A 24,842-nucleotide genomic window follows, 5' to 3' on the forward strand; every position below is an offset into this window, starting at 1 on the left:
GACAATTTCGGAGAGCGCGAGAACTCGCGCCTCCGTGAACCCAATCCTCACGGCGATTTTGTATTTCTTGAGCGAATTTCTTCCGCACTCTTCCCCGTGAATGCGGCGCGTGTGAATCGACTCTTTGGAAAGTGGCGCGGTGTTTCGCATTCATTGGCCGTCGCCTGCTGGCAAGCGCCGGTTGCGCCACGCAATCCGGAGAGCCGCCGCGCCCAGGATCGACGGCTACGACCGGCAGGGAATCGTCCGGTTCGGAGCCGCCTGGCCCGGGGCCGGCTGGTTCAGGAGCAGCCAAGGCCGGGCCGGTCAAGGCCGGGCCAGCCGAAACGGGGCCAGCCAAGGCCGGGCCGGTCAAGGCCGGGCCAGCCGAAGCCGGGCCAGCCAAAGCCGGGCCGGCAAGAGCTGGGCCTACCGATGGAGGGCTAGCCGGTTGAGGTGCGGCGACTTGGTCGCCTGCGGGTTCTGGGCTTTGGCTTGCGGGCTGGGTTGTGGTCGGCGGGTCGGTGGGGGCGGCCTCGGGGTGGTCGCGCGCCTCGTGGATTTGTCGTAAGCGTTCGGCATGCCGGCGCTTGAGTCCCCACGCGCGGTGGCGCTCATGGCGGCGGCGGAATTCCTCAGCCTCGGCCGAATAATTGCGCCTCGCGGTACGGTCGCGCCACGATGCCAAATCGGCCCTGCTGAACAATCCCAACTGCCCCATACCCGCAATTGTTCCAGCCCTCGGAAGCGACAGATAAGCGTTCGATCACGCCAATCCGAAGCCCGAAATTTCAGCAGGTGAAGAAAAGAACTTGCCGACATTCTCCCTCGGCGAGGAACTCACGGGCGGGGCACCGGCCCCGACCGCGAAGGCCCGCGCACCCCGAGGCGGCAAGCAACCCGGACGGTGGGCACAAACAGGCGGGGGCGGCCTAGGCAAGCGGGGTGGCGCAGGCAGGGCAGGGTGGCGCAGGCAGGGCAGGGTGGCGCAGGCAGGGCGGCGAGGTGGCACAGACAAGCGGGGTGGCATAGGCAGGCGGTGGGTAGGGGCGGTGACCCGCCGCCGGAGCCGGCGGCGGGTCGCGCCGGGCCGGGATCGGCAGGGGCGGAGCAGGCGCCGGCGTTTTAGTTGTGGTTGGGGCGGCCTCGTGCGTACCCATGGTGGTAGTCATTAATGATGTTGGTTGACTTCGCCGCGCCGGTCGCGGCCTCACCGGCCGAGGCTGAAACCGCGGCCGTGTCGGCGGAGCAGGTCGGATATGACGGATTTCTGGCCGCTGAGACCCGGCATGACGTCTTCACCACGCTCGCCCTCGTCGCGCGCGCGACCTCGCAGATCAGTCTGCAGAGTGCGATCGCGGTGGCTTTCGCGCGGAACCCGATGAATGTCGCGATTCTCGCCAACGACCTTCAGCTGATCAGCGAGGGACGGTTCCGACTGGGGCTCGGGTCGCAGGTCAAGCCGCATATCGAGCGGCGGTTCGCGATGCCGTGGGGGCAGCCCGCGAAGCGGATGGAGGAGTTCGTCACCGCGATCCGCAAGATCTGGCAAACCTGGGCGACCGGGGAGCGGCTGATGTTTCGCGGGGAGTTCTACAAGCACACGCTGATGACCGATTTCTTCAACCCGGGGCCGAACCCGTTCGGCAATCCGCCGGTGGAGCTCGCGGCGGTCGGCGAGCGGATGATCGCGGTGGCCGGGCGGGCGGCGGACGGGCTGCTGGTGCACCCGCTGACCAGCGCGGATTATCTGCGCGAGCGGATCCTGCCGACTCTGATGACCGAACGAGGCAACCTCGACGGTTTCACCCTGCAGATGAGCGCCATGGTGGTGCTCGGCGCGGACCCGGCACAGCGGGCCCGCGCCGAACAGGCAGTGCGTGGTCAGATCGCCTTCTACGCGTCCACTCCCGCCTATCGACCCGTCCTTGACCTGCACGGATGGGGCGATCTGGCGGATCGGCTCAACGTGTTGTCGCGCCGGCAGCAGTGGACCGAGATGGCCGCGGAGATCACCGACGACGTGCTCGGTGCGTTCGCGGTCGCGGGAGACCCAGCGGCGGTCGCCGCCGGCTTGAAAGACCGATTCGGTACGGCAATCGACCGCATCTCGCTGTATGCGCCCTACGAGGCCGACCGCTATCAGCTGGCCGCCGTCCGATCCGCCTTGCGCACCTGACAAAGCGCGGGCAAAGCGGGCAAATCGCGGACAAAGCGCGGGCAAAGCACGGACGGCACCAGGATCAGGCGAGCGTGACCTCGATCGAATCCACCCGGTCCGGATAGAACGCGACATGGTTCACGATCGGAGCGACCGCGTCAAAGGGCGCGGTGTACTCCCAGAGCGCGTCGACCGATTTGTCCCCGCCGACCGGGATCGAGTAATACCCGGCGTCGCCCTTGTACGGGCAGTAGGACGACGTCTCGGAGCGAGACAGCAACGACTCGTCCACGTCGGTCAGCGGCAGATACCGCACCGGCGGATAGTTCGCCTCCTGCAGGACCAGCGCGTTGCGGGTGTCGGCGACCACCTTGCCGGCGACGGTCACGACAACCCGGTCGGTGCTGGCCTTGATCGTGATCGGGTGCTCCGGCCCCGGCAGCAGCCGTGGTTTCTCGGCCATGGAAAGGCCCCTCTCGTCGATATCCGCGAAGCTTATTACGCTGATCTTGTGACGACCCCAGCGATCGACGCGGTGACCGAGGCCGGAATCTCCTACGACGTTATCCGGCACGGGCCGGTCAGCAGCGTCGAAGAGGCGGCCCAGGTGCAGGGCGTCGAGGTTCGTGACCTGGTGAAGAGCCTGGTGGTACGCCGGGCCGAGGGCGAGTACCTGTTCGTGCTCGTCCCCGGCGACCGGTCGATCTCGTGGCCGAAGCTGCGTGCCCTGCTCGGGGTGAGCCGGCTGTCCATGCCGGACGCGGCCACCGCGAAGGAGGCCACCGGTTACGAGCGGGGGACGATCACCCCGTTCGGCTCGGCCACGGCCTGGCCGGTGATCGCCGACGAACGTACCCGGGGGCGGACCATCAGCCTGGGCGCGGGGGAGCGCGGCGTGGGCCTGAGGGTCGCGGCCGATGCCGCGGTCGCGGCCCTTAAGGGTACGTTCGCCGACGTCACTGATTAACCCTTCAAAACCGCCGCGACAGCGGAGGTCAGCGGCGTCACCGGCCGGCCGATCAGCTTCGCCAGAACCGCGCTGTCCGTGTCCAGGTGCCCGTCGACGATCTTGGCGTCGGTGTCGGCGAGCAGCCCCGCGTACCCCTCCGGCAGACCGACGCCGACCAGCACCTGCTGGTAATCGGCGACCGGCAGATCCGTGTACGCGACGTCCTTTCCGGACTGCTTGGCCACCTCGGCGGCCAGCTCGGCCATGGTGAACGCCTCGCCGCCCAGCTCGTAGACGCCGGCCTCGCCGGACAGCAGCACGGCGGCCGCGGCCTCGGCGTAATCGGCCCGGGCGGCGGCCGCGATCTTGCCCTCGCCGGCGCTGCCCGCGATCGCGCCGGTGTGCAGCGCGCCCGCGATGCTGCCGGCGTAGTTCTCGGTGTACCAGCCGTTGCGCAGCAGCGCGTGCGGGATCTCGGTCGCGGCGATGACCTGCTCGGTGGCGAGGTGCTCGGGCGCGAGGCCGATCGGCGTGCTGTCGGCGCGCAGGATGCTCGTGTACGCGATGAAGCCCACGCCGGCCGCCTTAGCGGCCTCGATCACGGCGGTGTGCTGGGGGAGACGCTTGCCGACCTCGTTGCCGGAGACCAGCAGGAGACGGTCGACGCCGGCGAAAGCAGCGGCCAGCGTCTCCGGGTGGTTGTAGTCGGCAACCCGGACCTGTACGCCGAGCGCCGCGAGGTCGGCGGCCTTCGCGGAGTCGCGGACCGTGGCGACGATCTCGCCGGGTGCGGCGCCCCGCGCGATCAGCGCGTCGACGACGAGGCGGCCCAGCTGGCCGGTGGCACCGGTGACGGCGATGGTGGTCATGATTCGGCTCCTGACGATGCGATGCAGTGAAGTGCTGCCCAGAAGACTGCACTAACTTTTCGAAAGTGCCAACCCCGAAGTGAGTGCCATCACGAAGCTCAGCGCTGTCAGGCTGGGTATTCTTCGATCCATGACGGAACCGGACGACGACCTGATACCGAGCGTCTTCGCCCGTGACTGCGCGTCCCGGGGCGTGCTCACCGACGTGACCGGCCGCTGGGGCACCCTCGCCCTGGCCGCGCTGCACGAGGGGTCGTTCCGGTTCAACGCGTTGCGCCGCAAGGTCGACGGGGTCAGCGAGAAGATGCTGGCCCAGACGCTGCAGTCGCTGGAGCGTGACGGCCTGGTCCGCCGCGAGGTGCAGGCGACGATCCCGCCCCGGGTGGAGTACAGCCTCACCGATCTCGGCCAGCGAGTCGCGACCCAGCTGGTAAACCTGATCGAACTCCTGGAGGGTGAGATCAACACCATGCGCGCGGCGCAGGAGGCGTACGACGACCTGAGATAGGTTTCGAGGCGTGACTGAGCCGATCCAGCCCGACGTCCCGCCCTCCGGCACCGGATGCGCCGAATGCCTCGAGACCAGCGGATGGTGGTTCCACTTGCGCCGGTGTGCCGAGTGCGGCCACATCGGATGCTGCGACACCTCCCCGTCGCAGCACGCGACCGCCCACTACAAGAGCACCGGCCACCCGGTCATCCAGTCGTTCGAGCCCGGTGAGGACTGGTTCTGGGACTTCTCGACCGAGCAGGCCGGCAACGGTCCGGAGCTGGCGCCGCCGTCCAGCCGGCCGGAGAGCCAGCCGGTTCCGGGTCCGTCGGGTGCGGTTCCGCCGGATTGGCGCAACAAGATCCACCGCTGACATAAACTCGATAGGTCAAACCGGAAGCGGATAATCCGCTTCCGGACTTCCTGTTGACTGAAACTTCAGTCCTCAGATGCATTCGTGTACGGCCGATGAAACGTGCGTCGGACCACGGATGGAGGGCAGGATGCGCGGCTTACAGAACATCGGCACAGCCAAGAGGCTGGGTGCCATCGTCGCTACGGGCGCCATCGCCCTCAGCGCGATGGCGGCTATCACGCTGACCGGGCAGGACAGCCTGGCGGACCAGGCGGAGGAGATCCGGCGCCTGGAAGCGGGGCTCGCCGCGCTCAACCACCTGAACAACCGCCAGAGCGAGCTCAAGGTCGACGCGTACCGGTCGGCTCTCGGGCACGACGTGAGCGGTGACGTCGTGGACGACGTCCAGTCGTCGGTCGACGCGGCGGACGCCGTGGTGTCCTCGGGCCTGCCGGCCTCGATCATCACCGAGTTCAACGGTTATCGGCCGGACTTCGAGGACTTCAACACCTTCATCACCGCGTTCGTCACGGCCGGTGTCGCCGACCCCTCCTCGGTGGTGAACCGCACCGACGAGATCTCGGAGCGCAACGACACCACTGATGGCGAGCTGGATACCCTCACCGAGACGGTGGAGTCCCAGATCGTGACGCAGAAGGCCGAGATGGCCAGCACCGTCACGTCGGTCCGCAACACCGCCATCGCGGTTGTACTGGCCGCGCTGGCGCTGCTGATCGGCATGGCGATCCCGATGGTCCGCTCGATCCTCGGCCCGATCCGCAAACTGGGCGTGGTGATCGACGCGCTGGACCGCGGCGACCTCACCGTGCGCAGCGGCATCACCAGCCGCGACGAGCTCGGCACGATGGCCGCCGGCCTGGACCGCTCGCTCGACAAGGTCCGCGCCTCGATGGAGACCATCGCGGCCGACGCCGACAAGCTGGCCGCCGCGTCGACCGAACTCGCCGCCGTCTCCAGCGAGATCGCCAACGCGGTCGACAACACCGACCGGCAGAGCAGCTCGGCCTCGATCGAGGCCGACGAGATCTCCCGCAACGTGCAGACCGTCGCGGCCGGCTCCGAGGAGATGGGCCTGTCGATCCGGGAGATCTCCCGCAACGCGGCCGACGCCGCGCAGGTCGCCTCGATCGCGGTCTCCGAGGCCGCCCGCGCCACCGACACCATCCGTCAGCTCGGCGAGTCGTCCGCCGAGATCGGCAACGTGATCAAGCTGATCACCAGCATTGCCGAGCAGACCAACCTGCTCGCCCTGAACGCCACCATCGAGGCTGCTCGGGCCGGCGACGCCGGCAAGGGCTTCGCCGTGGTCGCCAGCGAGGTCAAGGACCTCGCCCAGGAGACCGCCCGTGCCACCGAGGACATCGGCGCCCGGGTCAACGCGATCCAGCAGGACACCGGCGGCGCGGTCGAGGTCATCAACCGCATCTCCGAGGTCATCGCCCAGATCAACGACTTCCAGACCACCATCGCCTCGGCGGTGGAGGAGCAGACCGCCACCACCGGTGAGATGTCGCGCAGCATCGCCGAGGTCGCCGCCGGCTCCAGCCGGATCGCCACCAACATCAACGACGTCTCGTCGGCGAGCGCTTCCACGGTCAGCGGTGTCAACCAGACCCGCGAGGCCAGCGAAGAGGTCTCGCGTACCGCCGAGGAGCTGCGCAACCTGGTCGGCGCCTTCAAGTTCTGAGTTCTGCCAACAGGAAAGGCCGGTCGCCGATGGCGATCGGCCTTTCCTCATACCCGGGGCCGGCGTGCCGATGGTGAGCGTATGCAAACGGTGATCGACGACTCCCTGATGTCGCGTCGCCGTTCCATCGAGACGGCCGGGTTGATCTCCCGCAGCATCGGGATCCTCTCCACCGGGATCTATGCCAGTGGGCTCACCGATTACGCGCCGCACGACCTCAGCGCCGGCATGGAGCTGGCCTGCTGGTACGGCATCGTGGCGATGTTCCTGTCGAACCTGGTCGCCTACTTCGCCCGCCGCCGGCCCGGTTCCCGCTGGTACACCCCGTTCAGCGCCCTGCAGGTCGCCCTCGACACCGCGACCATCGTGGGGTTCGTGGTGATCTCATCGCTGGAGTACCCGCAGACGACCTGGCCGCTGCTCATCCTGACCATCGCGATCGCCGCGCTGCGGCACCGGCTCGTCGGCGCCCTCGCCGCGTTCACGCTGACCTCGACGGCTTTCCTGCTGATGGTGCCGGACTCACCCGATCACTCCTTCGTGATCGGGATCGGCTTCATGATCGCGGTGATCACCGGCGCCCAGTCGGCCGCGTACTCCAAGCAGCTGCTCACCCTCCAGGAAGCCCGTCAGGCGCTGCACCACCAGGCCAACCACGATTCGCTCACCGGCCTGCCCAACCGCGCTCAGCTGGCCGAATACGCCGCCGAGCGCACCGGCTCCACCCTGGCCGTGCTGCTGCTCGACCTCAACGGGTTCAAGCAGGTCAACGACGTCCACGGGCACGCCGCCGGCGACCTGCTGCTGCACGAGATGGGTGTCCGTCTCAACGGCGTGCTCAACCCCGGTGATCTTGCCGGGCGGCTCGGCGGTGACGAGTTCCTGGTCCTGCTGCCGGAGGCGGACGCCGCGAAGGCCGCGCAGATCGGCGACCGGATCCGCGACGTGATCCGCCGCCCGGTCGACATCGGCGACGGGCGGCAGGTCACTGTCGGTGTCAGCGTCGGCGTCGCCCTGCGCGCCGCCGGGTCCGATGCCACCCTCGACGCGCTCACCGCCGAGGCCGACACCGCGATGTACCAGGACAAACGCGCGCCCAAGCTCGCCGCCTGACGGTTCTTACTTCCAGAGAGCCAGGACTTCGGTCACGGTGGTCGCCTCAGGCGCGCTCGGCGCGCTTGCGGGGGTACGCGTGAAGCGAGGCGCCGGCCCCGGCTGACGTACCCCGCCGACCTCGACGAACGTCCCGCGGGCCCGGTTGTGCGGGTGCTCGGCCGCCTCGGCGGGGGAGAGCACCGGGCTCACGCAGGCGTCCAGCTCCGCGAACACGGCGGCCCACTCGTCCCGGGTCCGGCTGGCGAACCGCTCGGTGAAGATCCGCCGCAGTTCCGGCCACTCGGACCGGTTCATCTGGCCCGGCAGGCCGGCCGGGTCGAGGTCGAGACCCTGCAGCAGCGCCGCGTAGAACTGCGGCTCCAGGGAACCGACCGCCAGGTAGCCGCCGTCCTTGGCCCGGTAGGTGTCGTAGAACGGCGCCCCGCCGTCGAGCAGGTTCTCGCCGCGGCCACCCCGCCACATGCCGGCCGCGACCATGCCGTGCAGGAACGTCATGAGCAGCGCCGACCCGTCCACCATCGCGGCGTCGACGACCTGGCCGAGGCCGGAACGCTCCCGCTCGTGCAGCGCGGCGAGCACCCCGACGGCGAGCAGCATCCCGCCACCGGCGAAGTCGGCGAGCAGATTGATCGGGGCGTGCGGTGGCTGGCCGGGCCGGCCCAGCGGTTCCAGGGCTCCGGCGATCGCCAGGTAGTCGATGTCGTGACCGGCGGCGGCGGACAGCGGTCCTTCCTGACCCCAGCCGGTCATTCGTGCGTACACAAGCCTGGGGTTGATCTCCATGCAGGGAGCCGGACCGAAGCCGAGGCGCTCGGCCACGCCCGGGCGATAGCCCTCGACCAGGACGTCGGCCTGCGCCGTGAGGCGCAGCAGATCGCTGATGCCGTCCTCGGTCTTCAGATCGAGGGTGACCACCCGGCGGTTGCGTTGCAGCGGACCGGCCAGTCCGGTGCCGCCGGGGCGCTCGACGAGGATCACGTCGGCGCCGAGGTCGGCCAGGACCATGCAGCCGAACGGTCCCGGGGCGAGGCCGGCCAGTTCGACGACCTTGACGCCGGTCAGGGGCCCGCTCTTAGAGGACACGCGCGATCAGCTCCTTCATGATCTCGTTCGTGCCGCCGTAGATCTTCTGGACACGAGCGTCGGCGTACATCCGGGCGATCGGGTACTCGGTGGTGTAGCCGTAACCGCCGAAGATCTGCAGGCAGCGGTCGACGACCTCGCACTGACCCTCGGTGAGGTAGAGCTTCGCCATCGCCGCGGTCGCCACGTCCAGCTCACCACGGGTGTGCCGCTCGATGCAGTCATCCAGGAAGATCCGGGACACCCGGGCGCGGGTGGCGCACTCGGCGAGGACCATCCGGGTGTTCTGGTGGCCGATCAGCGGCTTGCCGAATGCGTGGCGCTCCTTCGCGTACGCGGTGGCGAGCTCGACCGCGCGTTGCATGGCGGCGACCGCGCCCACGCCGATGACCAGGCGTTCCTGGGGCAGCGACTGCATCATCTGGATGAAGCCGAGGTTCTCCGCGCCGCCGAGCAGGTTCTCTTTGCTCACCCGGAACTCGTCGAAGAACAGTTCCGCGGTGTCGTTGGAGTGCAGTCCGATCTTCTCGAGGTTGCGGCCCCGGTTGAAGCCCTCGGGGTTGTCCCGCAGGTCGCAGATCAGCAGGGAGATGCCGCGGGCTTTGGCCGAGAGGTCGGTCTTCACGGCCAGGATGATCAGGTCGGCGACGTAGCCGTTCGTGATGAAGGTCTTCGAGCCGCTGACCAGGTAGTCATCCCCATCCAGGATCGCTTTCGTCCGGATGGCCTGGACGTCCGAGCCGCCGTCCGGCTCGGTCATGCCGATCGCGCCGACCAGCTCGCCGGTGACCAGGCCGGGCAGCCATCGCTGCTTCTGCTCCTCGGTGCCGTAGTCGTTGATGTACCCGGTGACGATGCCGCTGTGCACCGCGAGGCCGAGGCTGCCCTCGCCGGTCAGGGTCTGCTCGTGCAGCAGCACGGCCTCGTGGGTGAAGTCACCGCCTCCGCCGCCGTACTGCTCCGGCACGGAGAGGCCGAGCAGGCCCAGCTCGCCGGCGCGCAGGTAGTGCTCGCGGTCGGGATGGCCCTGTTTCTCCAGGCGGGCGGCGTGCGGCAGCACCTCCTTGGTGAAGAAGGTGCGGGCCAGCTCGGCAAGATCGTCGTGTTCAGGCTTGCGCCACGGCTCGGCGTAGCCGTCCAGTCCAGGCGTTGGCATCGACACACTCTCGATCGCTATTGGCGATGTGTCAATAAGCGCCGTATGAATTTCCGCTATTCATCTGTACGGCTTATGTGTCCATCGATGCGACCCCGATCGCGGCTGCCGATAGATCGACGTGACGTAGGGTCACCATGTGCATGTCGAGGCGAGCCGCAGGCGGCGGATGGAACCGGACAGCCGGCGGGGTGAGATCCTCACGGTTGCTGTCCGGCTGTTCAGCCGGCGTCCGTACTCGGAGGTGTCGACCACGGACGTGGCGCACGCTGCCGGAGTGGCGCGGGGCCTGGTCAACCACTACTTCGGGACCAAGAAGGATCTATACCTGGAAGTGGTCCGGGTGATGCTGACCGTGCCGCGCGACGCCCTTGAGGGCATGCCGGCCGACGAGCCGCTCGAACGCCGGGTGGACGCCATCGTCAGCTGGTTCCTCGACGTGGTCTCCCGGCACAGCACGTCCTGGCTGGCGGCGATCAACGCCGGCGGGATGGCCGGTGACGCCCAGGTCGACGGAGTGATCGCCGAGGCGATCGACGTGGCCGCGGACAGCGTGCTGGACGCGGTCGGGCTGGGCGTCGAGCCGTCCGAGGCGCTGCGCGGGATGGCCCGGTCCTACGTTGGCCTGGCGGTCTTCACCGGCCGCGAGTGGCTGCAACGGGGTGTGCTGAGCCGCGAGCAGGTGCACGCCCTGCTGGCGGCGTCGCTGCTGGCGCTGGTGAGTGACGTCTTTCCGCAGGCGGGATAGAGCGTTTCGAACGGTGTGCGGCGCCGGTGATGACCGGGGCCGGCGCCGCACACCGGGTCAGTGGTTGGTGCCGTTCGGGCCGTACGCGTTCAGGAACTTGTCGCGGAAGTCGCTCATCGGCCAGACCGGGGCGTCGGTGGCCGGCTTGAGGCCGTCGGTCCAGCCCCAGCTCTTGATCTTGTCCAGCACCGCCGGGTCCTTGGCGATCACGGTGATCGGCACGTCGTGGCTGGCGTTCTCACCGGAGACCACCTTCGACGGCTGGTGGTCGCCGAGGTAGACCAGCACCAGGTTGTCGTCGCCGTACTTCTGCACCCACTCGATCAGCGAGGTGAGGGTGTACTGGATCGACTTGCCGTACTCGGCCCGGACCTTCGAGGTGCTGCCCCAGATGTCGGACTTCTTCGGGGCGTCCTTGACGATGTCGTTGTAGACCGATCCGTCACCGACCGCGTCCCAGTCCAGCATTGACGGGATCGGCGCCCACGGGGTGTGGCTGGAGACCAGGGGCATCTCCACCATGAGCGGCTGGCGGCCGGCCTTGCCGTACTCGACCTCGTTGAACTTCTTCAGCGTGTACTGGTCGGGCATCGGCGCCCAGCTGAACTTGGGACCCTGATAGCCGAGGTTGCGGCTGTCCCAGACCCGGTTGTACCCGTAGAACTTGCCTTCCGGCCAGGCCCGGGTGGCGCCCGGCATCACGCTGACGGTGTCCCACTGTGCGCGCTTGAACGCGCTGGTCAGGGTGAGCCGGTCGCTGGCCGTGAGGTTGCGGTACCGGCTCTGGTTGTTGATCCACAGCCCGGACAGCAGCGTCGAGTGCGCCAGCCAGCTGTTGCCGCCGAACGTCGGCGAGGTGAGCCAGCCGCTGCGTGCCGCGAACCCGGCCTGTGTCAGCGACGTGGTGCCCTTGTCCAGCACGGCGTCGACGCCGGGAGCGAGCTCGGGGGCCTCGACGGCGTTGCGGCCGTAACTCTCGACGAAGCTGAAGATCACGTCCTTACCGGCCAGCCCGGTCAGCAGCTGATCGCCGGGGGTGTCGGCGAACGGGTCGTTCTTGATCTCCTTCTTGAAGTTGATGTTGTTCCCGATGCCGGCTTTGGCCTGCCGGGCCCGGTCGTACGCGTAGGTGGCGCTGCTGCGCGCCGCGACCGGGATCTTCGGAACGACCTGGATGCCGGTCAGCAGGGCGACGAGCCAGAGCGCGGTGATGCCACCGGCGGTGTACGCCGAGACCCGCCGATGCCGCCCGATCAGCGAGCTGAGCCGCAGGACGGCCCAGGTGGTGAGGGCGAGGGCGGCGACCGCGAGCAGCACCGCACCGGCGGCGACGGCGTACGCCGAGGCCTGCCCGTACGACTCCCGGATGAATCCGTAGGTGTCGTCGAAGAGGATCCAGTCGAGAACCGGGTCGAACGGGCGGTTCAGGGTCTCGAACCAGCCCATGTCCAGGGACTTCTCGACGAGCAGCCAGCCGAGGCCCATCCCGGCGATGATCGCGACGACCTTGCGGGGGCGGCGCGGCAGCAGGATGAACACGGCGATCGCGACGGCCGCCTCGATCGGGATCCGGGCGAAGCCGCCGAGGGTCAGGCGCTTGAGCACGTTCGGGTAGACCAGCGCGGCGAAGACTATCACGCCGGCCAGGATGGTCAGGCCCAGCTGGAAACGCGGGTGCGAGACGAATCGGCGTACCCTGCCCGGCTCTTTCGGCGGCGACGCCGCCGCGACCTCGTCCTCGGGGGTCTCGTCGGGCTTCTCCTCGGTGGTCTCCGCAGGAGTGTCGACGGTTTCGTCGGCGGGCGGATCGGCAAGGTCTGTCGGCTGCACGACATGGGGAACGGACGTCCCGCCGAGATGGTTCACCTCCGCGTCAGATAGCTGCCCTACGGTGTAGATCCATGGGGGATCTAGTGCACGTGGTGGTCGCGGCGGGTGCGGTGGATCACTTGCGGGTGCCGCCGCTGTCGATCGTCGACGGCAGCCCGGACGTCGAGTGGGTGGGCCTGCCGAGCGGCTGGTGGCGTTACGCGCGGCGGCCGCTGCTGCGTCTGCCGCTGGATCCGGCCAGCGCCGCCCGGGAACGCCGGGCGGCGCGATTCTTCCCGGTCACCGTTCTCGTCGCCGTGGTGTGGATGCTGGCAGCCCTGGAGGGTTTCGTCTGGGCCGACCCCTTCCTCGGTATCAGCAGGGGCACCTGGATATGGATCCGGCTCGCCGCGTTGCTGGTCTTCTTCGCGTGGATGCAGGTCTACTTCCGGTGGCGCGTTGTTCAGCGGCCGGTCCGGGCGGCCGGTCATCTGATCAGGATCTCCGGGGTGCCCAGGGCGGTGGCGCAGCAGTGGGCCGAGCTCAACCCGGAATCGGTCCGGGTTGTCGAGCAGTGGGTGGCGGTGCGCCGGTTCCGCCCGCGCGTCTATGCGGCTTGGGGCTCGGCGTGCCTGGGCGGCGGCGCCGCGATGTTCATCGTCGGCGGGGATTCGCTCTGGTTTGTGTTCATCGGCCTCGGGCTGCTGGTCGCCGGCGTGGTCCTGCTGTTCAAGACGTTGCCGCCGCGATACATACGCTTCGAACCCGTTGAGTAACAGACGTCACCGGGCTCTTGCGCATCTCCTATCTGAACTATAGGAATGGTGGTAGAGGAGGTCGCCACCCATGCGCCGTACCCGTCTCGCCGCCGCCGTCGCCACCCTCGCCCTTCTGGGCGCCTGTTCGACCGGTTCCGCGAACGACACCGCCGACGCCGGTCAGCCGGTCTCGGGAGGCTCGCTGACCTGGGCCGTCGAGACCGAGCCGATCACCTTCAACCCCCATCTGTACGCGCAGGCCAAGGCCCGCCTGCTGGTCTGGAACACGTTCGAGTCGCTGCTCACCCACGACTCGCAGGGCGGTTACGTCCCCTGGCTGGCGACCGGTTACGAGGTCTCGCCGGACGGCAGGACGTACACGTTCAAACTCCGTACCGACGTGACGTTCTCCGACGGCACGAAGTTCGACGCCGCCGCGGTGAAGGCCAATGTGGACCAGCTGCTGGTGCCGAACTACGCGCCCGCTGTCGCCGCGGTCCAGCTGCGCAACCTGGACGCGGTCGAGGTCGTCGACGACGCCACCGTCGCGTTCAAGCTCAAGGCGCCGGACGTGCTGATCCTCGACTTCGCCTCCTCGCCGCAGGGTGCCCAGGTCTCGCCCAAGTCCCTGAAAGAGGCGAAGAACCTCAAGGCCGGCGGTCCGGAACTGGCCGGCACCGGCCCGTTCGTCCTGGACCGTTACATCCAGGGCCAGGAGGTGCACTTCGTCAAGAACCCCGCGTACAACTGGGCGCCCGCCAACGCCGGACACACCGGACCCGCCTACCTCGATGAGATCACCTACCGCTTTCTCAAAGAGTCTTCGGTACGCGTAGGCGCACTCACCTCCAACCAGGTGCACGTGATCGAGGGTGTGCCGGCCACCGACGAGGCCCTGATCACCGGCAACCCGGCGCTGTCGTTGCAGCGCGGGCTGAACTCCGGTTCGGCGTACTCGTACTACCTCAACGTCGCGAACGCTCCGTTCGACGACCTCAAGGTGCGCCAGGCGTTCCGCGCGGCGGTCGACGTGGACGCCGTCCTGACCGGCGTCTACCGCGGCACCGCCACCCGGGCCTGGAGCGTCGTCGGACCGACCAGCCCGTTCTACGACAAAACCCTCGAGGGTACGTTCGGCGGCGACCCTGAGCTGGCGAACAAACTGCTCGACGAGGCAGGCTGGACCACCCGCGACGCCGAGGGATATCGCACCAAGGCCGGCAAGCGCCTGACGGTACGCCTCGTGCAGAACGCCCCGTTCGTCCGTGACCGCCGCGACGTCCTGGCCCAGGCCGTGCAGGCCGCCGTGAAGCAGAGCGCCGGCATCGACCTGAACGTGGCCCTGGTCGACCAGGGCACCGCCACCAAGGCCCTCGCCGACGGCGAGTACGAGGTGTTCGACAACTCCCGCGCCGACACCGACGCGGGCGCCGCCCTCAACCTGCTGCTGCACTCGGCCGGCGCGATCAACCGGACCGGGTTCACCGACGCCGGCCTGGACGGGCTGCTCGACGACGCGCAGGCCAGCACCGACACGGCGGCCCGCACCGAGGCGTACCGGCAGGTGCAGAAACTCGTCAACGACCAGGCCCTGGTCCTGCCGCTGTACGCACCGGCCGACCAGATCGCGGCGTCGACGTCGGTCGGCGGGCTCGGGTTCGAACCGACCGCCGGGGTCCCGGTGAGCGCCTACCACCTCTGGCTGAGCAAGTGAGTGTGGCTTCTGCGGTGCTGCGCCGGGTCGCGGCCGGGATCGTCGTCCTCTGGGCGGCGGCCACGGCCGCGTACCTGGCGCTGCTCGCCGCCCCGGGTGACATGGTCGACAGCATCATCGGCGACGGCGCTGACACCCCGCAGATCCGCGCCGAGGTGATCGCCGAATGGCGCCTCGACCGGCCGGCGCTGGTGCAGTACCTCGACTATCTCTGGCGGGCCGTCCAGGGCGACCTGGGCCGCTCCTACCTCTTGCAGCGGCCGGTCGCCGACGTGGTCGGCGCGCAGGTCTGGCCGACGCTGAAACTGGCGATCGCCGCGGCCGTCTTCGGCAGCCTGCTCGCCGTGATCCTTGCCGTCGCCATCCGGCGGCCGTGGGCGCGGCGGTTCAGCTCCACCGCCGAGCTGGTGATGGTCTCCACGCCGCCGTTCCTGATCGGGATCGTGCTGCTGAGCGTCTTCTCGTTCCAATTCGGACTGTTCCCGGTCTCCGGCGACCGAGGCTTCGCCGCCTTGGTGCTGCCGGCGGTCACCCTGGGCCTGCCGATCGCCGGGCTGCTCGCCCAAGTGCTGCGCGACGGCCTGGACCGGGCTCTGGACGAGCCGTTCGCGGTCACCGCCCGGGCCCGGGGCCTGCGGGAACGCTCGGTGCTGGCCCGGCACGCGCTCCGGCACGCCCTGCTGCCGGCGGTCGCCCTGGCCGGCTGGACCTTCGGGGTGCTGATCGGCGGCTCGGTGATCATCGAGCAGGTGTTCGGCCGGCCCGGCCTCGGCCAGGTCGCCCTGCAGGCGGTCAGCGCCGGCGACATGCCCGTGGTGATCGCCGTCGTGGTCCTCGCCGCCACCGTCTTCGTCGTCGTCAACACCCTCGCCGACCTGGCCGGCCTGCTCATCGACCCGCGCCTGCGAAGGAGCTGAGCCCGATGCCGATCCGCCCGATGCCGATCCGCTCGATCCGCTCGATCTGCTCGATCTGCTCGATCTGCTCGATCTGCTCCCGCGAAAGGGCAGCGTCATGACCCTCGCGCTGACCCGGCCGGTCACCGGCCGGCTGCGGCTGCGAACCCGGCCCCGGCCCGGGCTCGCCGTGGCCGCCGTCTTCCTGGCGCTGATCCTGACCGCGGTGGCGTGGCCGTCGCTGTTCGGCGGCGACCCTCTCGCCGCCGATCCGCTCAACGTGCTGCAGGCCCCGTCGGCGCGGCACTGGTTCGGCACCGATCAGCTCGGCCGTGACGTCTTCGACCGGGTGGTGCACGGCGCCCGGCACAGCCTGAGCATCGGCGTGGCCGCCACCCTGATCGCCACCAGCACCGGCATCCTGCTCGGCCTGCTCGCCGGCCTCGGCCACCGGTACGCCGACGAGGCCTTCAGCCGCACGTTCGACGCCCTGTCGGCGTTCCCGATCGTGCTGCTCGCCCTGCTGTTCATCGCAGTCGCCGGCACCGGGACCACCAGCCTGATCGTGGCGATCGGGGTGGCGCTCACCCCGCACTACGCCCGGGTGGTGCGGGCACAGACGTTCGTGGTGCGCCGGGCCGCGTACGTGACCCACGCGGTCGCGTTCGGCGCCTCCCGTCCCCGGCTCGTCGTCCGGCATGTGCTGCCGAACGTGCTCGGCCCGATCCCGGTCATCGCGGTGATCGGGCTCGGCGAGGCGGTGCTGATCGCGGCCGGCCTCAGCTTCCTCGGCCTCGGGCCGCAACCTCCCTCACCCGAATGGGGCGCGATGCTCTCCGAAGGACGCGGCTACCTGCACATCGCCTGGTGGGCGTCGGTGCTGCCGGGCCTCGTGGTGACCGCCACGATCATCTCGCTGACGGCGCTCGGCCGGCACTTCCAGCGCCGCTTCGAAGGACGAACCGCATGATCGAGGTGGAAAACCTGCGGGTCAGTTTCAAGCTGCCCGGAAGGGTGGTCGAGGCGGTTCGTGGCGTCGACCTGCGCATCGCCGCCGGTGAGTGTGTGGCGATCGTGGGGGAGAGCGGCTCCGGTAAGAGCGTCACCGCCCGCAGCCTGGTCGGACTGGCCGGTCCGTCATCCACCGTCACCGCCGACAAGCTGGAGATCGACGGCGCCGACGCCCGCGGATACACGTCCCGGGACTGGCGCCGGGTGCGCGGCCGGTTCGCCGGGCTGATCCTGCAGGACGCCCTCGTCTCGCTCGACCCGCTGCGCACCGTCGGCGCCGAGATCGGCGAGGTGCTGCGGGTGCACGGCATCGGCGACCGCAGGGACCGGCCGCAGCGCATCCAGCAACTGCTCACCGACGTGCACCTGCCGGAACCGGAACGACGGGTCCGCCAGCACCCGCACCAGCTCTCCGGTGGGCTGCGGCAGCGGGCGCTGATCGCCTCCGCCATCGCCGGCGAGCCCCGGCTGCTGATCGCCGACGAGCCGACCACCGCCCTGGACACCACGGTCCAGGCGCAGATCCTCAAGCTGCTCGCCGAGCGCCGTACCGCCGGCGAGGCGCTCCTGCTGATCAGTCACGACCTGGCCGTCGTGTCCCGGCTCGCCGACCGGATCCTGGTGATGAAGGACGGCCGGGTTGTCGAGACCGGCACGACACGTCGGCTCCTGACCGCTTCTGGTCACCCGTACACCAAGGAGTTGATCGCGGCCGCGAGCGGCCGCAGAAGGGTGAGCGACACCGAGCCGGGCCCGGTGGTGGCCGAGGCCAGTGCGCTGCGCAAGGTGTACGCCGACCGCACCGTGGTCCGCGGCGTCGACCTGACGATCCACCGCGGCGAGATCGTCGGCCTGGTCGGCGAGTCCGGGTCGGGCAAGACGACGGTGGCGCAGCTGCTGTTCGGGCTGATCGAGCCGACATCCGGGCACGTCCGGTTCGAGGGGCAGCAGTTCAGCGGCGTCCCGGAGCGCGCCCGGCGGCCGCTGCGGCGCCGGCTGCAGTTCATCGCCCAGGACCCGCTGTCCGCTTTCGATCCGAGATGGACGGTACGCCGTATCGTCGGCGAAGCCCTCGGCCGAGGCGAACCGGTCGAACCCGTGCTGATCAGAGTCGGACTCGACCCGGACCTGCTCGACCGATACCCGCGGCAGCTCTCCGGCGGACAGCGGCAACGCGTCGCCATCGCCCGCGCTGTGGCACCGCGACCGAGTCTGATCATCTGCGACGAGCCGGTCAGCGCGCTCGACGTGTCGGTGCAGGCGCAGGTGCTCGACCTGCTCGCCGAGATCCGCCGGGACGACGGCACCGCGCTGCTGTTCATCTCCCACGACCTCGGCGTGATCCGTGACCTCGCCGATCGGGTGCTGGTCATGCACGACGGCCGGGTTGTCGAACAGGGCCCGGTCCAGGCCGTTTTTGATCACGCCGGCCATCACTACACGCGCACGCTGCTCGCGGCCGTGCCAAAACTGGAGGTACCCGCATGACACTACGGTTGGCCGTGGCCCTCGACTCGGCGTCGTTCGACGCCGGGGAGTGGGCCGGCTGGGTTCGCCGGGCCGACGAGGCGCGGCTGGATTTCGTCACCTTCGACGACCGGTTCGGTAAGCGCGGGCCGGATGCGGTGCTGACCGCTGCCCGGGTGGCGCCGCTGACCCGGCACGTCGGCCTGGTCCCGGTCGCCACCACCACGCACACCGAGCCGTTCCACCTGTCCACCGCCCTGGCGACGCTCGACTACGTGAGCAAGGGCCGGGCCGGGTGGCAGGTACGGGTCTCCGCTGACCCGGCCGAGGCCGCGTTGCTGGGCCGCCGCGATCCGCTGCAGGTGCCGGCTCTCTTCGAGGAAGCCGCCGACGCCGTTGAGGTGGTTCGGCGGCTCTGGGACAGCTGGCAGGACGACGCGATCATCAAGGACGTGCCGACCGGGCGATACATCGACCGGGATCGGTTGCATTACGTCGCTTTCGACGGGAAGTATTTCTCGGTGAAGGGCCCGTCGATCGTGCCCCGGCCGCCGCAGGGGCAGCCGGTGGTGGCGGCCCTGGCGCACTCGCCCGAGGCGCTGGTGTTCGCCGGGAAGTCCGCTGACCTGGTGTTCATTACGCCGTCCGACGTCTACTCCGCCGAGAAGATCAAGTCCAAGCTGGACCCGGCCCTGAAGGTCTATGCCGATATAGCGGTATTTATTGGTGATGACGCTTTGGTGAGACGCGGCTCAGCCACCTCGGACGCCGCCGTTTTCGCCGGCACCGCGGCCCAGCTCGCCGACCTGATCGCCGCGTGGGCGGCCTCCGGCATCGACGGCATCCGTCTGCGCCCCGGCGACCTGACCGAGGACCTGACGCGGATCACCGACGACCTGGTGCCCGAGCTGCGCCGCCGCGGCCTGTTCGAGCCGTCGTCCGCCACCACCCTGCGCGAGCGGCTGGGCCTGCCGGTCGCGGTGAACCGTTACGAAGGGGCCGTCCGTGCCTAAGCAGATCATCCTCGCCGCGCACTTCCCGGGCGTGAACAACACGACGGTCTGGAGCGACCCACGCGCCGGCAGCCAGATCGACTTCGACTCCTTCGAATACCTGGCCCGGACCGCCGAGCGTGGCCTGTTCGACTTCTTCTTCCTGGCCGAGGGGCTGCGGCTGCGCGAGCAGCGCGGCCTGATCCACGACCTCGACGTGGTCGGGCGGCCGGACACACTGACCGTGCTGGCCGCCCTGGCCGCGATCACCACGAACCTGGGGCTGGCCGGGACGCTCAACGCGACCTACCACGAGCCCTACGAGCTGGCCCGGCAGCTCGCCACCCTCGACCACTTCTCCGGTGGCCGGGCCGCGTGGAACGTGGTGACATCACCGGGGGCGTTCTTCGGCGAGAACTTCCGGCGGGGCGGGTTCCTGAACCACGAGGATCGGTACGTCCGGGCGGCCGAGTTCATCCAGGCCTCGCGGACACTGTGGGACAGCGACGGTAATGATTTTTCCGTTAAATCGTCGCAATTCGCCATCGAGGGTCGGTTCGGGGTGCCGAGGAGCCCGCAGGGCCACCCCGTCGTCCTCCAGGCCGGCGACTCCGTGGGCGGGCGCGAGCTCGCCTCCCAGCACGCTGACGCGATCTTCTCCCGGCACCACCAGCTGGAGGACGCCCAGGAGTTCTACCAGGACGTCAAACAGCGCGTGATCAAGCACGGCCGCGACCCGGGCAGCCTGAAGATCATCCCCGGCGTCTCGTACGTGCTCGGCGACAGCGACGCCGACGCGCAGGAGAAAGCGCACTACATCCGCCGGCAGCAGGTCAGCCCGCAGACCGCGATCCTGCTCCTCGAACAGCTGTGGAACACCGACCTGTCCGGCTACGACGCCGACGGGCCGCTCCCCGCGACCGACCCGGTCCTCGACGAGGACGACACGATCATCAAGGGCCGCGCCGGCATGTACCCGGACCGGCTCAGGACCGCGGCTGAGTGGCGGGCGACAGCCGAGGCCAAGAACCTGTCGATCCGCGACCTGATCATCGAGGTGACCGGGCGGCAGAACTTCATCGGCACCCCGTCGCGGATCGCCGAACAGCTCAACGAATACGTGCAGACCGACGCCTGCGACGGCTTCATCCTGGTCCCGCACCTGACCCCGGCCGGCCTCGACGACTTCGTGGACCAGGTGGTCCCGTTGCTGCAGGAACGCGGCGTCTTCCGGACCGAGTATTCCGGCGGGACCCTGCGCCAGAACCTGGGCCTGCGATGAAGTTCCTGCTGCTCAGCCTGATTACCTGGATCGACAAATCGAAGTCGCAGCAGCAGCGTCTGCGCGAGGTCGTCGACACCGCGGTGCTCGGCGAGGAGCTGGGATTCGACGGGTTCGCCGTGGGGGAGCGCCATGAGCGGCCGTTCCTGTCGTCGTCCCCGCCGGTGGTGCTCAGCCACATCGCCGCCAAGACCACGAAGATCCGGCTGTGGACCGGGGTGACCACGCTCAGCCTGCTCGACCCGGTACGCGCCTTCGAGGACTACAGCACCCTCGACAACCTGGCCGACGGGCGCCTCGAACTGATCATCGGGAAGGGCAACGGCGCCGCCCAGGCCCAACTCTTCCACGTGACCGTTGACGATCAATGGGATCGCCTGCGGGAGAGTTACGACCTATTCCGCCGGCTGTGGCGAGAAGAGAAGGTCACCTGGGAGGGCCGATATCGCCCGTCGCTGACCGAGGCCGAGACCTGGCCCCGGCCGGTGCAGCAGCCGATCACGGTCTGGCACGGCAGCGCCACGAGCAAGGCATCAGTGGATCTCGCGGCGTCGTACGGCGATCCGCTCTTCTCCGCCAACGTCACCAATCCGATCGACCCCTATGCCGAATTGATCGACTATTACCGGGAGCGGTGGGCTTTCTACGGCCACGATCCGGCGGATATTCGCATCGGAGCGGGGAGTGCCGGTTTTTATGCGGCGCCGACTTCACAAGAGGCGGTGAACGCCTACCGGCCGATTTATGAAGCGCGTTTGCAAGCCTTCCGCAACGTCGGCGTTCAACCCGTCTTCCCCACGATCGAAGACGCCGTCGAACGTAGCTCCATTCTCGTCGGCAGCCCGCAGCAGATCATCGACAAGGTCCACCGCTATCACGAGCGGTTCGGCCACGAGATCACCCACCTGAGCGCCGACACCGAAGGACTCACCGAGAAACAGAACCGGTCCAGTCTCGAACTGTTCGCCAGCGACATCGCCCCCGTGTTACGCCAGCTGAAAGGGCGGTAAACCACCATGTCCGTTCCCCTCTCCATCCTCGACCTCTCGCCGCTCGTCACCGGTGGCAGCGTTCAGGACGCGTTGCGCCGCACTCTGGACCTGGCCAGGAACGCCGAGCATTTCGGATACCACAGGTACTGGGTCGCCGAGCACCACTTCACCCCCGGTGTCGCCAGCTCCCAGCCGGCGCTGCTGCTCGGCCAGATCGCCGCCGTCACCGAGAACATCCGGCTCGGCTCCGGCGCCGTGCAGACCGGCCACCAGACAGCGCTGACCATCGTGGAACAGTTCGGTCTGCTCGACGCGCTTTATCCGGGCCGTTTCGACCTGGGAATCGGTCGTTCCGGCCAGGCCAAGAAAGAGGTCCTCCGTGAGGCGGCCAAGGTCGCTGAACCTCAGGAGGAACGTGTCGTCGACGGCCTGCTCATCCCGAAACCCTTCTCCTGGGCGCCGATCTTCGCCTCCAAGCGCACCGCCCTGGCCTCCAGTTACCTCACCCAGCCCGGCGCCGAACCGCTGCCGCTGAACGAGGTCCTCGACCAGATCTCCGGCCTGCTCGCCGGCCCGGTCAGCGACGGCGAAGGCAACGAGGTCGTCGCGGTTCCCGGCGCCGGCGCCGACCTCGAAGTCTGGCTGCTCGGCTCCAGCGGCGGCGAGAGCGCTCACACCGCGGGCGCACGAGGCCTGCCCTTCGCGGCCAACTATCACGTCGCTCCTGCGAAGATTCTCGAGGCCGTTTCCGCGTACCGGGAAAGCTTTGTGCCCTCAGCGACGCTGAGCGCGCCGCGCGTGATGGTCTCGGCCGACGTCCTGGTCGCGGAGGACGATGAGACGGCTCGGCGCCTGGCGGCGCCATTCGCCCTGTGGGTGCACAGCATCCGGACCGGGCTCGGCGCAGTGCCGTTCCCCAGCATCGAGCAGGCCCTTGGGTACGCGTGGACGGACGAAGCACGAGCGCTCGTGAAGGACCGGGTCGACACACAGTTCGTGGGCTCGCCGGCAACGGTGGCCGAGCGCTTGCGCACCCTGCAGAGGGTGACCGGTGCTGACGAGCTGCTGATCACGACGATCGCGTACGACCACGCGGATCGGGTCCGCTCCTACGAACTGCTGTCCAAGGAGTGGCACAGCTAAGCCCGCAGCGTGCGCGCCGCCCGGTCGCCGTCCTGCTTCCCGTGAATCTTGAGCGATTTTCAACCTCAGGAGGTGGAGAATCGCTCAAGATCGCGGAGTGCCGGGCCGGGGCCGCGCCGACTGATCTCCAAAGCCAGACAACGGTTCGTGCCGTGGCGACGCCAGCTTCGCAGTTCCGAGGGCCCACGGTGTGCCGCCATCCCGCCGGTTCAGGGGCTCACGGTGTGCCGCCGTCCATGCTGAGGCGAGACGGGAGCACACTGAATCGTTGCGTGTTCCCGGGTCAACGCTATGGCGTTGATGAGGTCACACGGAACGCTTACGTGCGTCCTGATCACCGCTTTCGGGGTTGACCGTGCGCCCCGATCACTGCGACAGGCGCTTTACGTGCGCCCGTGTCACTGTGGGCGCTGCCGACGGCATGATTCCGTCAGGACCGGCCACGGTCGGCAGTTGCTGTGAGCGAACACTCAAGCACTCCGCGTGCACTCGCGGCCACTACGGCGGCGGGTCAGCGCACACGCAACCAATCCGCGTGCGCTCGCCCACTCAACCCCATCGCGACCGCGGCAAGCGGCGTCAACATCCGGGGCCGAACTCGCCAATTTCACCAGCGATGGGCTCGCCTTCCGGGTCTCCTCGTGGATCTTGAGTGATTTCCGACCTCAGGAGGTGGAAAGTCGCTCAAGATCGCGGAATGCTTCCGCACCGGGCCCGCCTGAGCTGCCGGGCCCGCCTGAGCTGCCGGCCCCGCCGGGCTTGCCGGGATCGCCGGAGCCGCCGGAGCCGCCGGGATCGCCGGGATCTGACACGTCGGGGTGGTTGGGTCGCCCCGGCCGGCCGGCCATCTCCACCAGGTGGTGGCGGCAGGACTGCGCGGCCGGGCTCAGTGGCCGTTCGCGCGAATGCATGACACCGATCGGCGGGTGCACCGGCGCCGGATGCAGGGCACGAGCGGCGATCGCCGGGCCTCCGGGCACCTCCGCGACCGATTTTGACAGCAACCCCACGCCGAGCCCGGCAGCCACCAGATCCCGGATGCCGCCCGGGCCGGCCGTCTCGAACTCCACCCTCGGCGTGAACCCGGCCGACCGCGCCGCGTCCTCCAGAATCCATCGCAACCCGGTACCGGGCGCCGTCGACACAAACGCCTCGTCCCGGGCCTCACCCAACGTCAGCCGCCCGGCCCGAACCAGCGCGTGACCGATAGGGATCGCCAGCAGCAGGTGCTCGTCGGCCAGCGGCAGCGCATCGAACCGCGCCGGCAGATCCGCGTGCACCGGACCCACCACCAGATCGAGCTCACCCGTGTCGAGCGCGCCCAGCAGTCCGGTCACCACACCGCTGCGCAAGCGCAGCGCGATACCCGGGAATCGGTCACGGAAGCGGGCCATCGCCTGCGGGAGATCGTACGATCCCAGCGCGCTCGTGGCCCCGATGCTGACCCGTCCGCTGACCACCGCCGTGATCTCATGAATTTCGATACGAGCACCGTCGATCTCTGCCAGCACCCGCCGAGCCCGCGCGACGAACAACTCCCCGGCCGGCGTCAACGCCACCCGCCGCGTGGTCCGCGCGAACAACGCCAGCCCCAGCTCGTTCTCCAGCGCGCGAATCTGCGCGGAGACAGCCGACTGCGCCACGTGCAGGCGCTCGGCAGCCCGGGTGAACCCGCCGTACCGCGCCACCGCCTCGACATAGCTGAGCTGCCGCAACTCCACAAACCCCATCGTGAGGCACCACGATGGCCCGGCATGTCAGGATCCGGAACCGTCAATCCTCCGGGGGAAGGATCAGACCCGCGCCTCGTCCACATGCTCCTCGACCCACTGGCGCAGCGCCTTCAGCGGCACCGTGAGACTCCAGCCGACCTCGGTCAGCTCGTATTCGACGTGCAGCGGAACCGCCGGGTACACCGTCCGGCTGATCAGGTTGGCGTCCTCCAGGCGCCGCAGGGTCTGGGTGAGCACTTTCGGACTGACCCCCTCCAACTGGCGTTGCAGGGCGCCGAACCGCTGCGGCCCGGCCGCCAGTGCGCCCACCGCGAGGGCCGTCCACTTGTTGGCGATCAGTTCGAGGAGCCCGCGGCACGGGCACTGCTGGGCGTAGACGTCGTGGTGGTCGTGCTGGCCGGTCGCGCATACGGAGGTCACTTCCCAAAGGG

At 69.0% G+C, this 24,842-nt stretch carries 23 protein-coding genes; 16 read left to right on the forward strand and 7 right to left on the reverse strand.

Going from position 1 to position 24,842, the window contains the following annotated elements; translation table 11 throughout:
• Positions 1-1,153: 1,153 nt before the first annotated feature.
• Positions 1,154-2,158 (forward strand): TIGR03617 family F420-dependent LLM class oxidoreductase, encoded by a 1,005-nt coding sequence (locus tag B0I29_RS36050; RefSeq protein ID WP_111653627.1) that lies wholly within the window; start codon positions 1,154-1,156, stop codon positions 2,156-2,158.
• A gap of 64 nt (positions 2,159-2,222) precedes the next feature.
• Here the strand turns inward: B0I29_RS36050 and B0I29_RS36055 are convergent, their stop codons facing one another.
• Positions 2,223-2,603: a DUF427 domain-containing protein gene (locus tag B0I29_RS36055; protein WP_111653628.1), complete on the reverse strand. Its 381-nt coding sequence runs from the start codon at positions 2,601-2,603 to the stop codon at positions 2,223-2,225.
• Positions 2,604-2,651: 48 nt separating this feature from the next.
• On the opposite strand from B0I29_RS36055, the gene B0I29_RS36060 reads away from it, so the two are divergent.
• Positions 2,652-3,107, forward strand: a complete 456-nt coding sequence (locus B0I29_RS36060; protein ID WP_111653629.1) for an aminoacyl-tRNA deacylase — start codon at positions 2,652-2,654, stop codon at positions 3,105-3,107.
• On the opposite strand, the gene B0I29_RS36065 is transcribed toward B0I29_RS36060, so the two are convergent.
• Positions 3,104-3,958, reverse strand: a complete 855-nt coding sequence (locus B0I29_RS36065) for an SDR family oxidoreductase (protein ID WP_111653630.1) — start codon at positions 3,956-3,958, stop codon at positions 3,104-3,106. The genes B0I29_RS36060 and B0I29_RS36065 overlap by 4 nt on opposite strands.
• A gap of 130 nt (positions 3,959-4,088) precedes the next feature.
• Between B0I29_RS36065 and B0I29_RS36070 the strand changes: the two genes are divergently transcribed.
• From B0I29_RS36070 to B0I29_RS36085, 4 genes are all read left to right on the forward strand, one after another.
• Complete coding sequence (locus tag B0I29_RS36070; protein WP_111653631.1) at positions 4,089-4,466, forward strand: winged helix-turn-helix transcriptional regulator; 378 nt, start codon at positions 4,089-4,091, stop codon at positions 4,464-4,466.
• A 10-nt stretch (positions 4,467-4,476) separates the two neighbouring features.
• Positions 4,477-4,821, forward strand: a complete 345-nt coding sequence (locus B0I29_RS36075; RefSeq protein WP_111653632.1) for a UBP-type zinc finger domain-containing protein — start codon at positions 4,477-4,479, stop codon at positions 4,819-4,821.
• A 130-nt stretch (positions 4,822-4,951) separates the two neighbouring features.
• Positions 4,952-6,511 (forward strand): methyl-accepting chemotaxis protein, encoded by a 1,560-nt coding sequence (locus tag B0I29_RS36080; protein ID WP_181558152.1) that lies wholly within the window; start codon positions 4,952-4,954, stop codon positions 6,509-6,511.
• Between the two features lie 81 nt (positions 6,512-6,592).
• Positions 6,593-7,624, forward strand: a complete 1,032-nt coding sequence (locus B0I29_RS36085) for a GGDEF domain-containing protein (RefSeq protein ID WP_111653634.1) — start codon at positions 6,593-6,595, stop codon at positions 7,622-7,624.
• 6 nt (positions 7,625-7,630) lie between these two features.
• On the opposite strand, the gene B0I29_RS36090 is transcribed toward B0I29_RS36085, so the two are convergent.
• Together B0I29_RS36090 and B0I29_RS36095 are read right to left on the reverse strand one after the other, a co-directional pair.
• Entirely contained in the window at positions 7,631-8,710 is a 1,080-nt protein-coding gene (locus B0I29_RS36090) for a CaiB/BaiF CoA transferase family protein (protein WP_111653635.1), read from the reverse strand.
• Complete coding sequence (locus B0I29_RS36095) at positions 8,700-9,866, reverse strand: acyl-CoA dehydrogenase family protein (RefSeq protein WP_111653731.1); 1,167 nt, start codon at positions 9,864-9,866, stop codon at positions 8,700-8,702. Before B0I29_RS36095 ends, B0I29_RS36090 begins: the two co-directional genes overlap by 11 nt.
• Positions 9,867-10,005: 139 nt before the next feature.
• On the opposite strand from B0I29_RS36095, the gene B0I29_RS36100 reads away from it, so the two are divergent.
• A complete protein-coding gene (locus B0I29_RS36100; RefSeq protein WP_111653636.1) occupies positions 10,006-10,614 on the forward strand; it encodes a TetR/AcrR family transcriptional regulator in 609 nt (202 codons plus the stop codon).
• 57 nt (positions 10,615-10,671) lie between these two features.
• On the opposite strand, the gene B0I29_RS36105 is transcribed toward B0I29_RS36100, so the two are convergent.
• Positions 10,672-12,444: a sulfatase-like hydrolase/transferase gene (locus B0I29_RS36105; RefSeq protein WP_311733620.1), complete on the reverse strand. Its 1,773-nt coding sequence runs from the start codon at positions 12,442-12,444 to the stop codon at positions 10,672-10,674.
• 71 nt (positions 12,445-12,515) lie between these two features.
• On the opposite strand from B0I29_RS36105, the gene B0I29_RS36110 reads away from it, so the two are divergent.
• From B0I29_RS36110 to B0I29_RS36150, 9 genes are all read left to right on the forward strand, one after another.
• On the forward strand, positions 12,516-13,199 hold the full coding sequence (locus tag B0I29_RS36110) for a hypothetical protein (RefSeq protein WP_146617007.1): 684 nt from the start codon (positions 12,516-12,518) through the stop codon (positions 13,197-13,199).
• Between the two features lie 70 nt (positions 13,200-13,269).
• Complete coding sequence (locus tag B0I29_RS36115) at positions 13,270-14,895, forward strand: ABC transporter substrate-binding protein (protein WP_111653638.1); 1,626 nt, start codon at positions 13,270-13,272, stop codon at positions 14,893-14,895.
• Complete coding sequence (locus tag B0I29_RS36120; protein WP_245973036.1) at positions 14,892-15,812, forward strand: ABC transporter permease; 921 nt, start codon at positions 14,892-14,894, stop codon at positions 15,810-15,812. Before B0I29_RS36115 ends, B0I29_RS36120 begins: the two co-directional genes overlap by 4 nt.
• 97 nt (positions 15,813-15,909) lie before the next feature.
• Positions 15,910-16,761: an ABC transporter permease gene (locus tag B0I29_RS36125; RefSeq protein ID WP_111653639.1), complete on the forward strand. Its 852-nt coding sequence runs from the start codon at positions 15,910-15,912 to the stop codon at positions 16,759-16,761.
• Positions 16,758-18,290, forward strand: a complete 1,533-nt coding sequence (gene nikE, locus B0I29_RS36130) for a nickel ABC transporter ATP-binding protein NikE (RefSeq protein ID WP_111653640.1) — start codon at positions 16,758-16,760, stop codon at positions 18,288-18,290. The genes B0I29_RS36125 and nikE overlap by 4 nt, the downstream gene beginning before the upstream one ends.
• Entirely contained in the window at positions 18,287-19,282 is a 996-nt protein-coding gene (locus B0I29_RS36135) for an LLM class flavin-dependent oxidoreductase (protein WP_111653641.1), read from the forward strand. The genes nikE and B0I29_RS36135 overlap by 4 nt, the downstream gene beginning before the upstream one ends.
• Complete coding sequence (locus B0I29_RS36140; protein WP_111653642.1) at positions 19,275-20,543, forward strand: LLM class flavin-dependent oxidoreductase; 1,269 nt, start codon at positions 19,275-19,277, stop codon at positions 20,541-20,543. Before B0I29_RS36135 ends, B0I29_RS36140 begins: the two co-directional genes overlap by 8 nt.
• Entirely contained in the window at positions 20,540-21,553 is a 1,014-nt protein-coding gene (locus B0I29_RS36145; RefSeq protein WP_111653643.1) for an LLM class flavin-dependent oxidoreductase, read from the forward strand. The genes B0I29_RS36140 and B0I29_RS36145 overlap by 4 nt, the downstream gene beginning before the upstream one ends.
• 6 nt (positions 21,554-21,559) lie before the next feature.
• Positions 21,560-22,678, forward strand: a complete 1,119-nt coding sequence (locus B0I29_RS36150) for an LLM class flavin-dependent oxidoreductase (protein ID WP_111653644.1) — start codon at positions 21,560-21,562, stop codon at positions 22,676-22,678.
• A 665-nt stretch (positions 22,679-23,343) separates the two neighbouring features.
• Here B0I29_RS36150 and B0I29_RS36155 read toward each other — a convergent pair.
• Together B0I29_RS36155 and B0I29_RS36160 are read right to left on the reverse strand one after the other, a co-directional pair.
• Positions 23,344-24,408 carry a LysR family transcriptional regulator gene (locus tag B0I29_RS36155; RefSeq protein ID WP_221403151.1) on the reverse strand — a complete coding sequence of 355 codons (1,065 nt, stop codon included), beginning with the start codon at positions 24,406-24,408 and terminating at the stop codon, positions 23,344-23,346.
• A gap of 63 nt (positions 24,409-24,471) precedes the next feature.
• Positions 24,472-24,831 (reverse strand): winged helix-turn-helix transcriptional regulator, encoded by a 360-nt coding sequence (locus B0I29_RS36160; RefSeq protein WP_111653646.1) that lies wholly within the window; start codon positions 24,829-24,831, stop codon positions 24,472-24,474.
• Between the last annotated feature and the right edge of the window lie 11 nt (positions 24,832-24,842).

The organism is Actinoplanes lutulentus (assembly GCF_003259845.1).
GTDB lineage: Bacteria > Actinomycetota > Actinomycetes > Mycobacteriales > Micromonosporaceae > Actinoplanes > Actinoplanes lutulentus.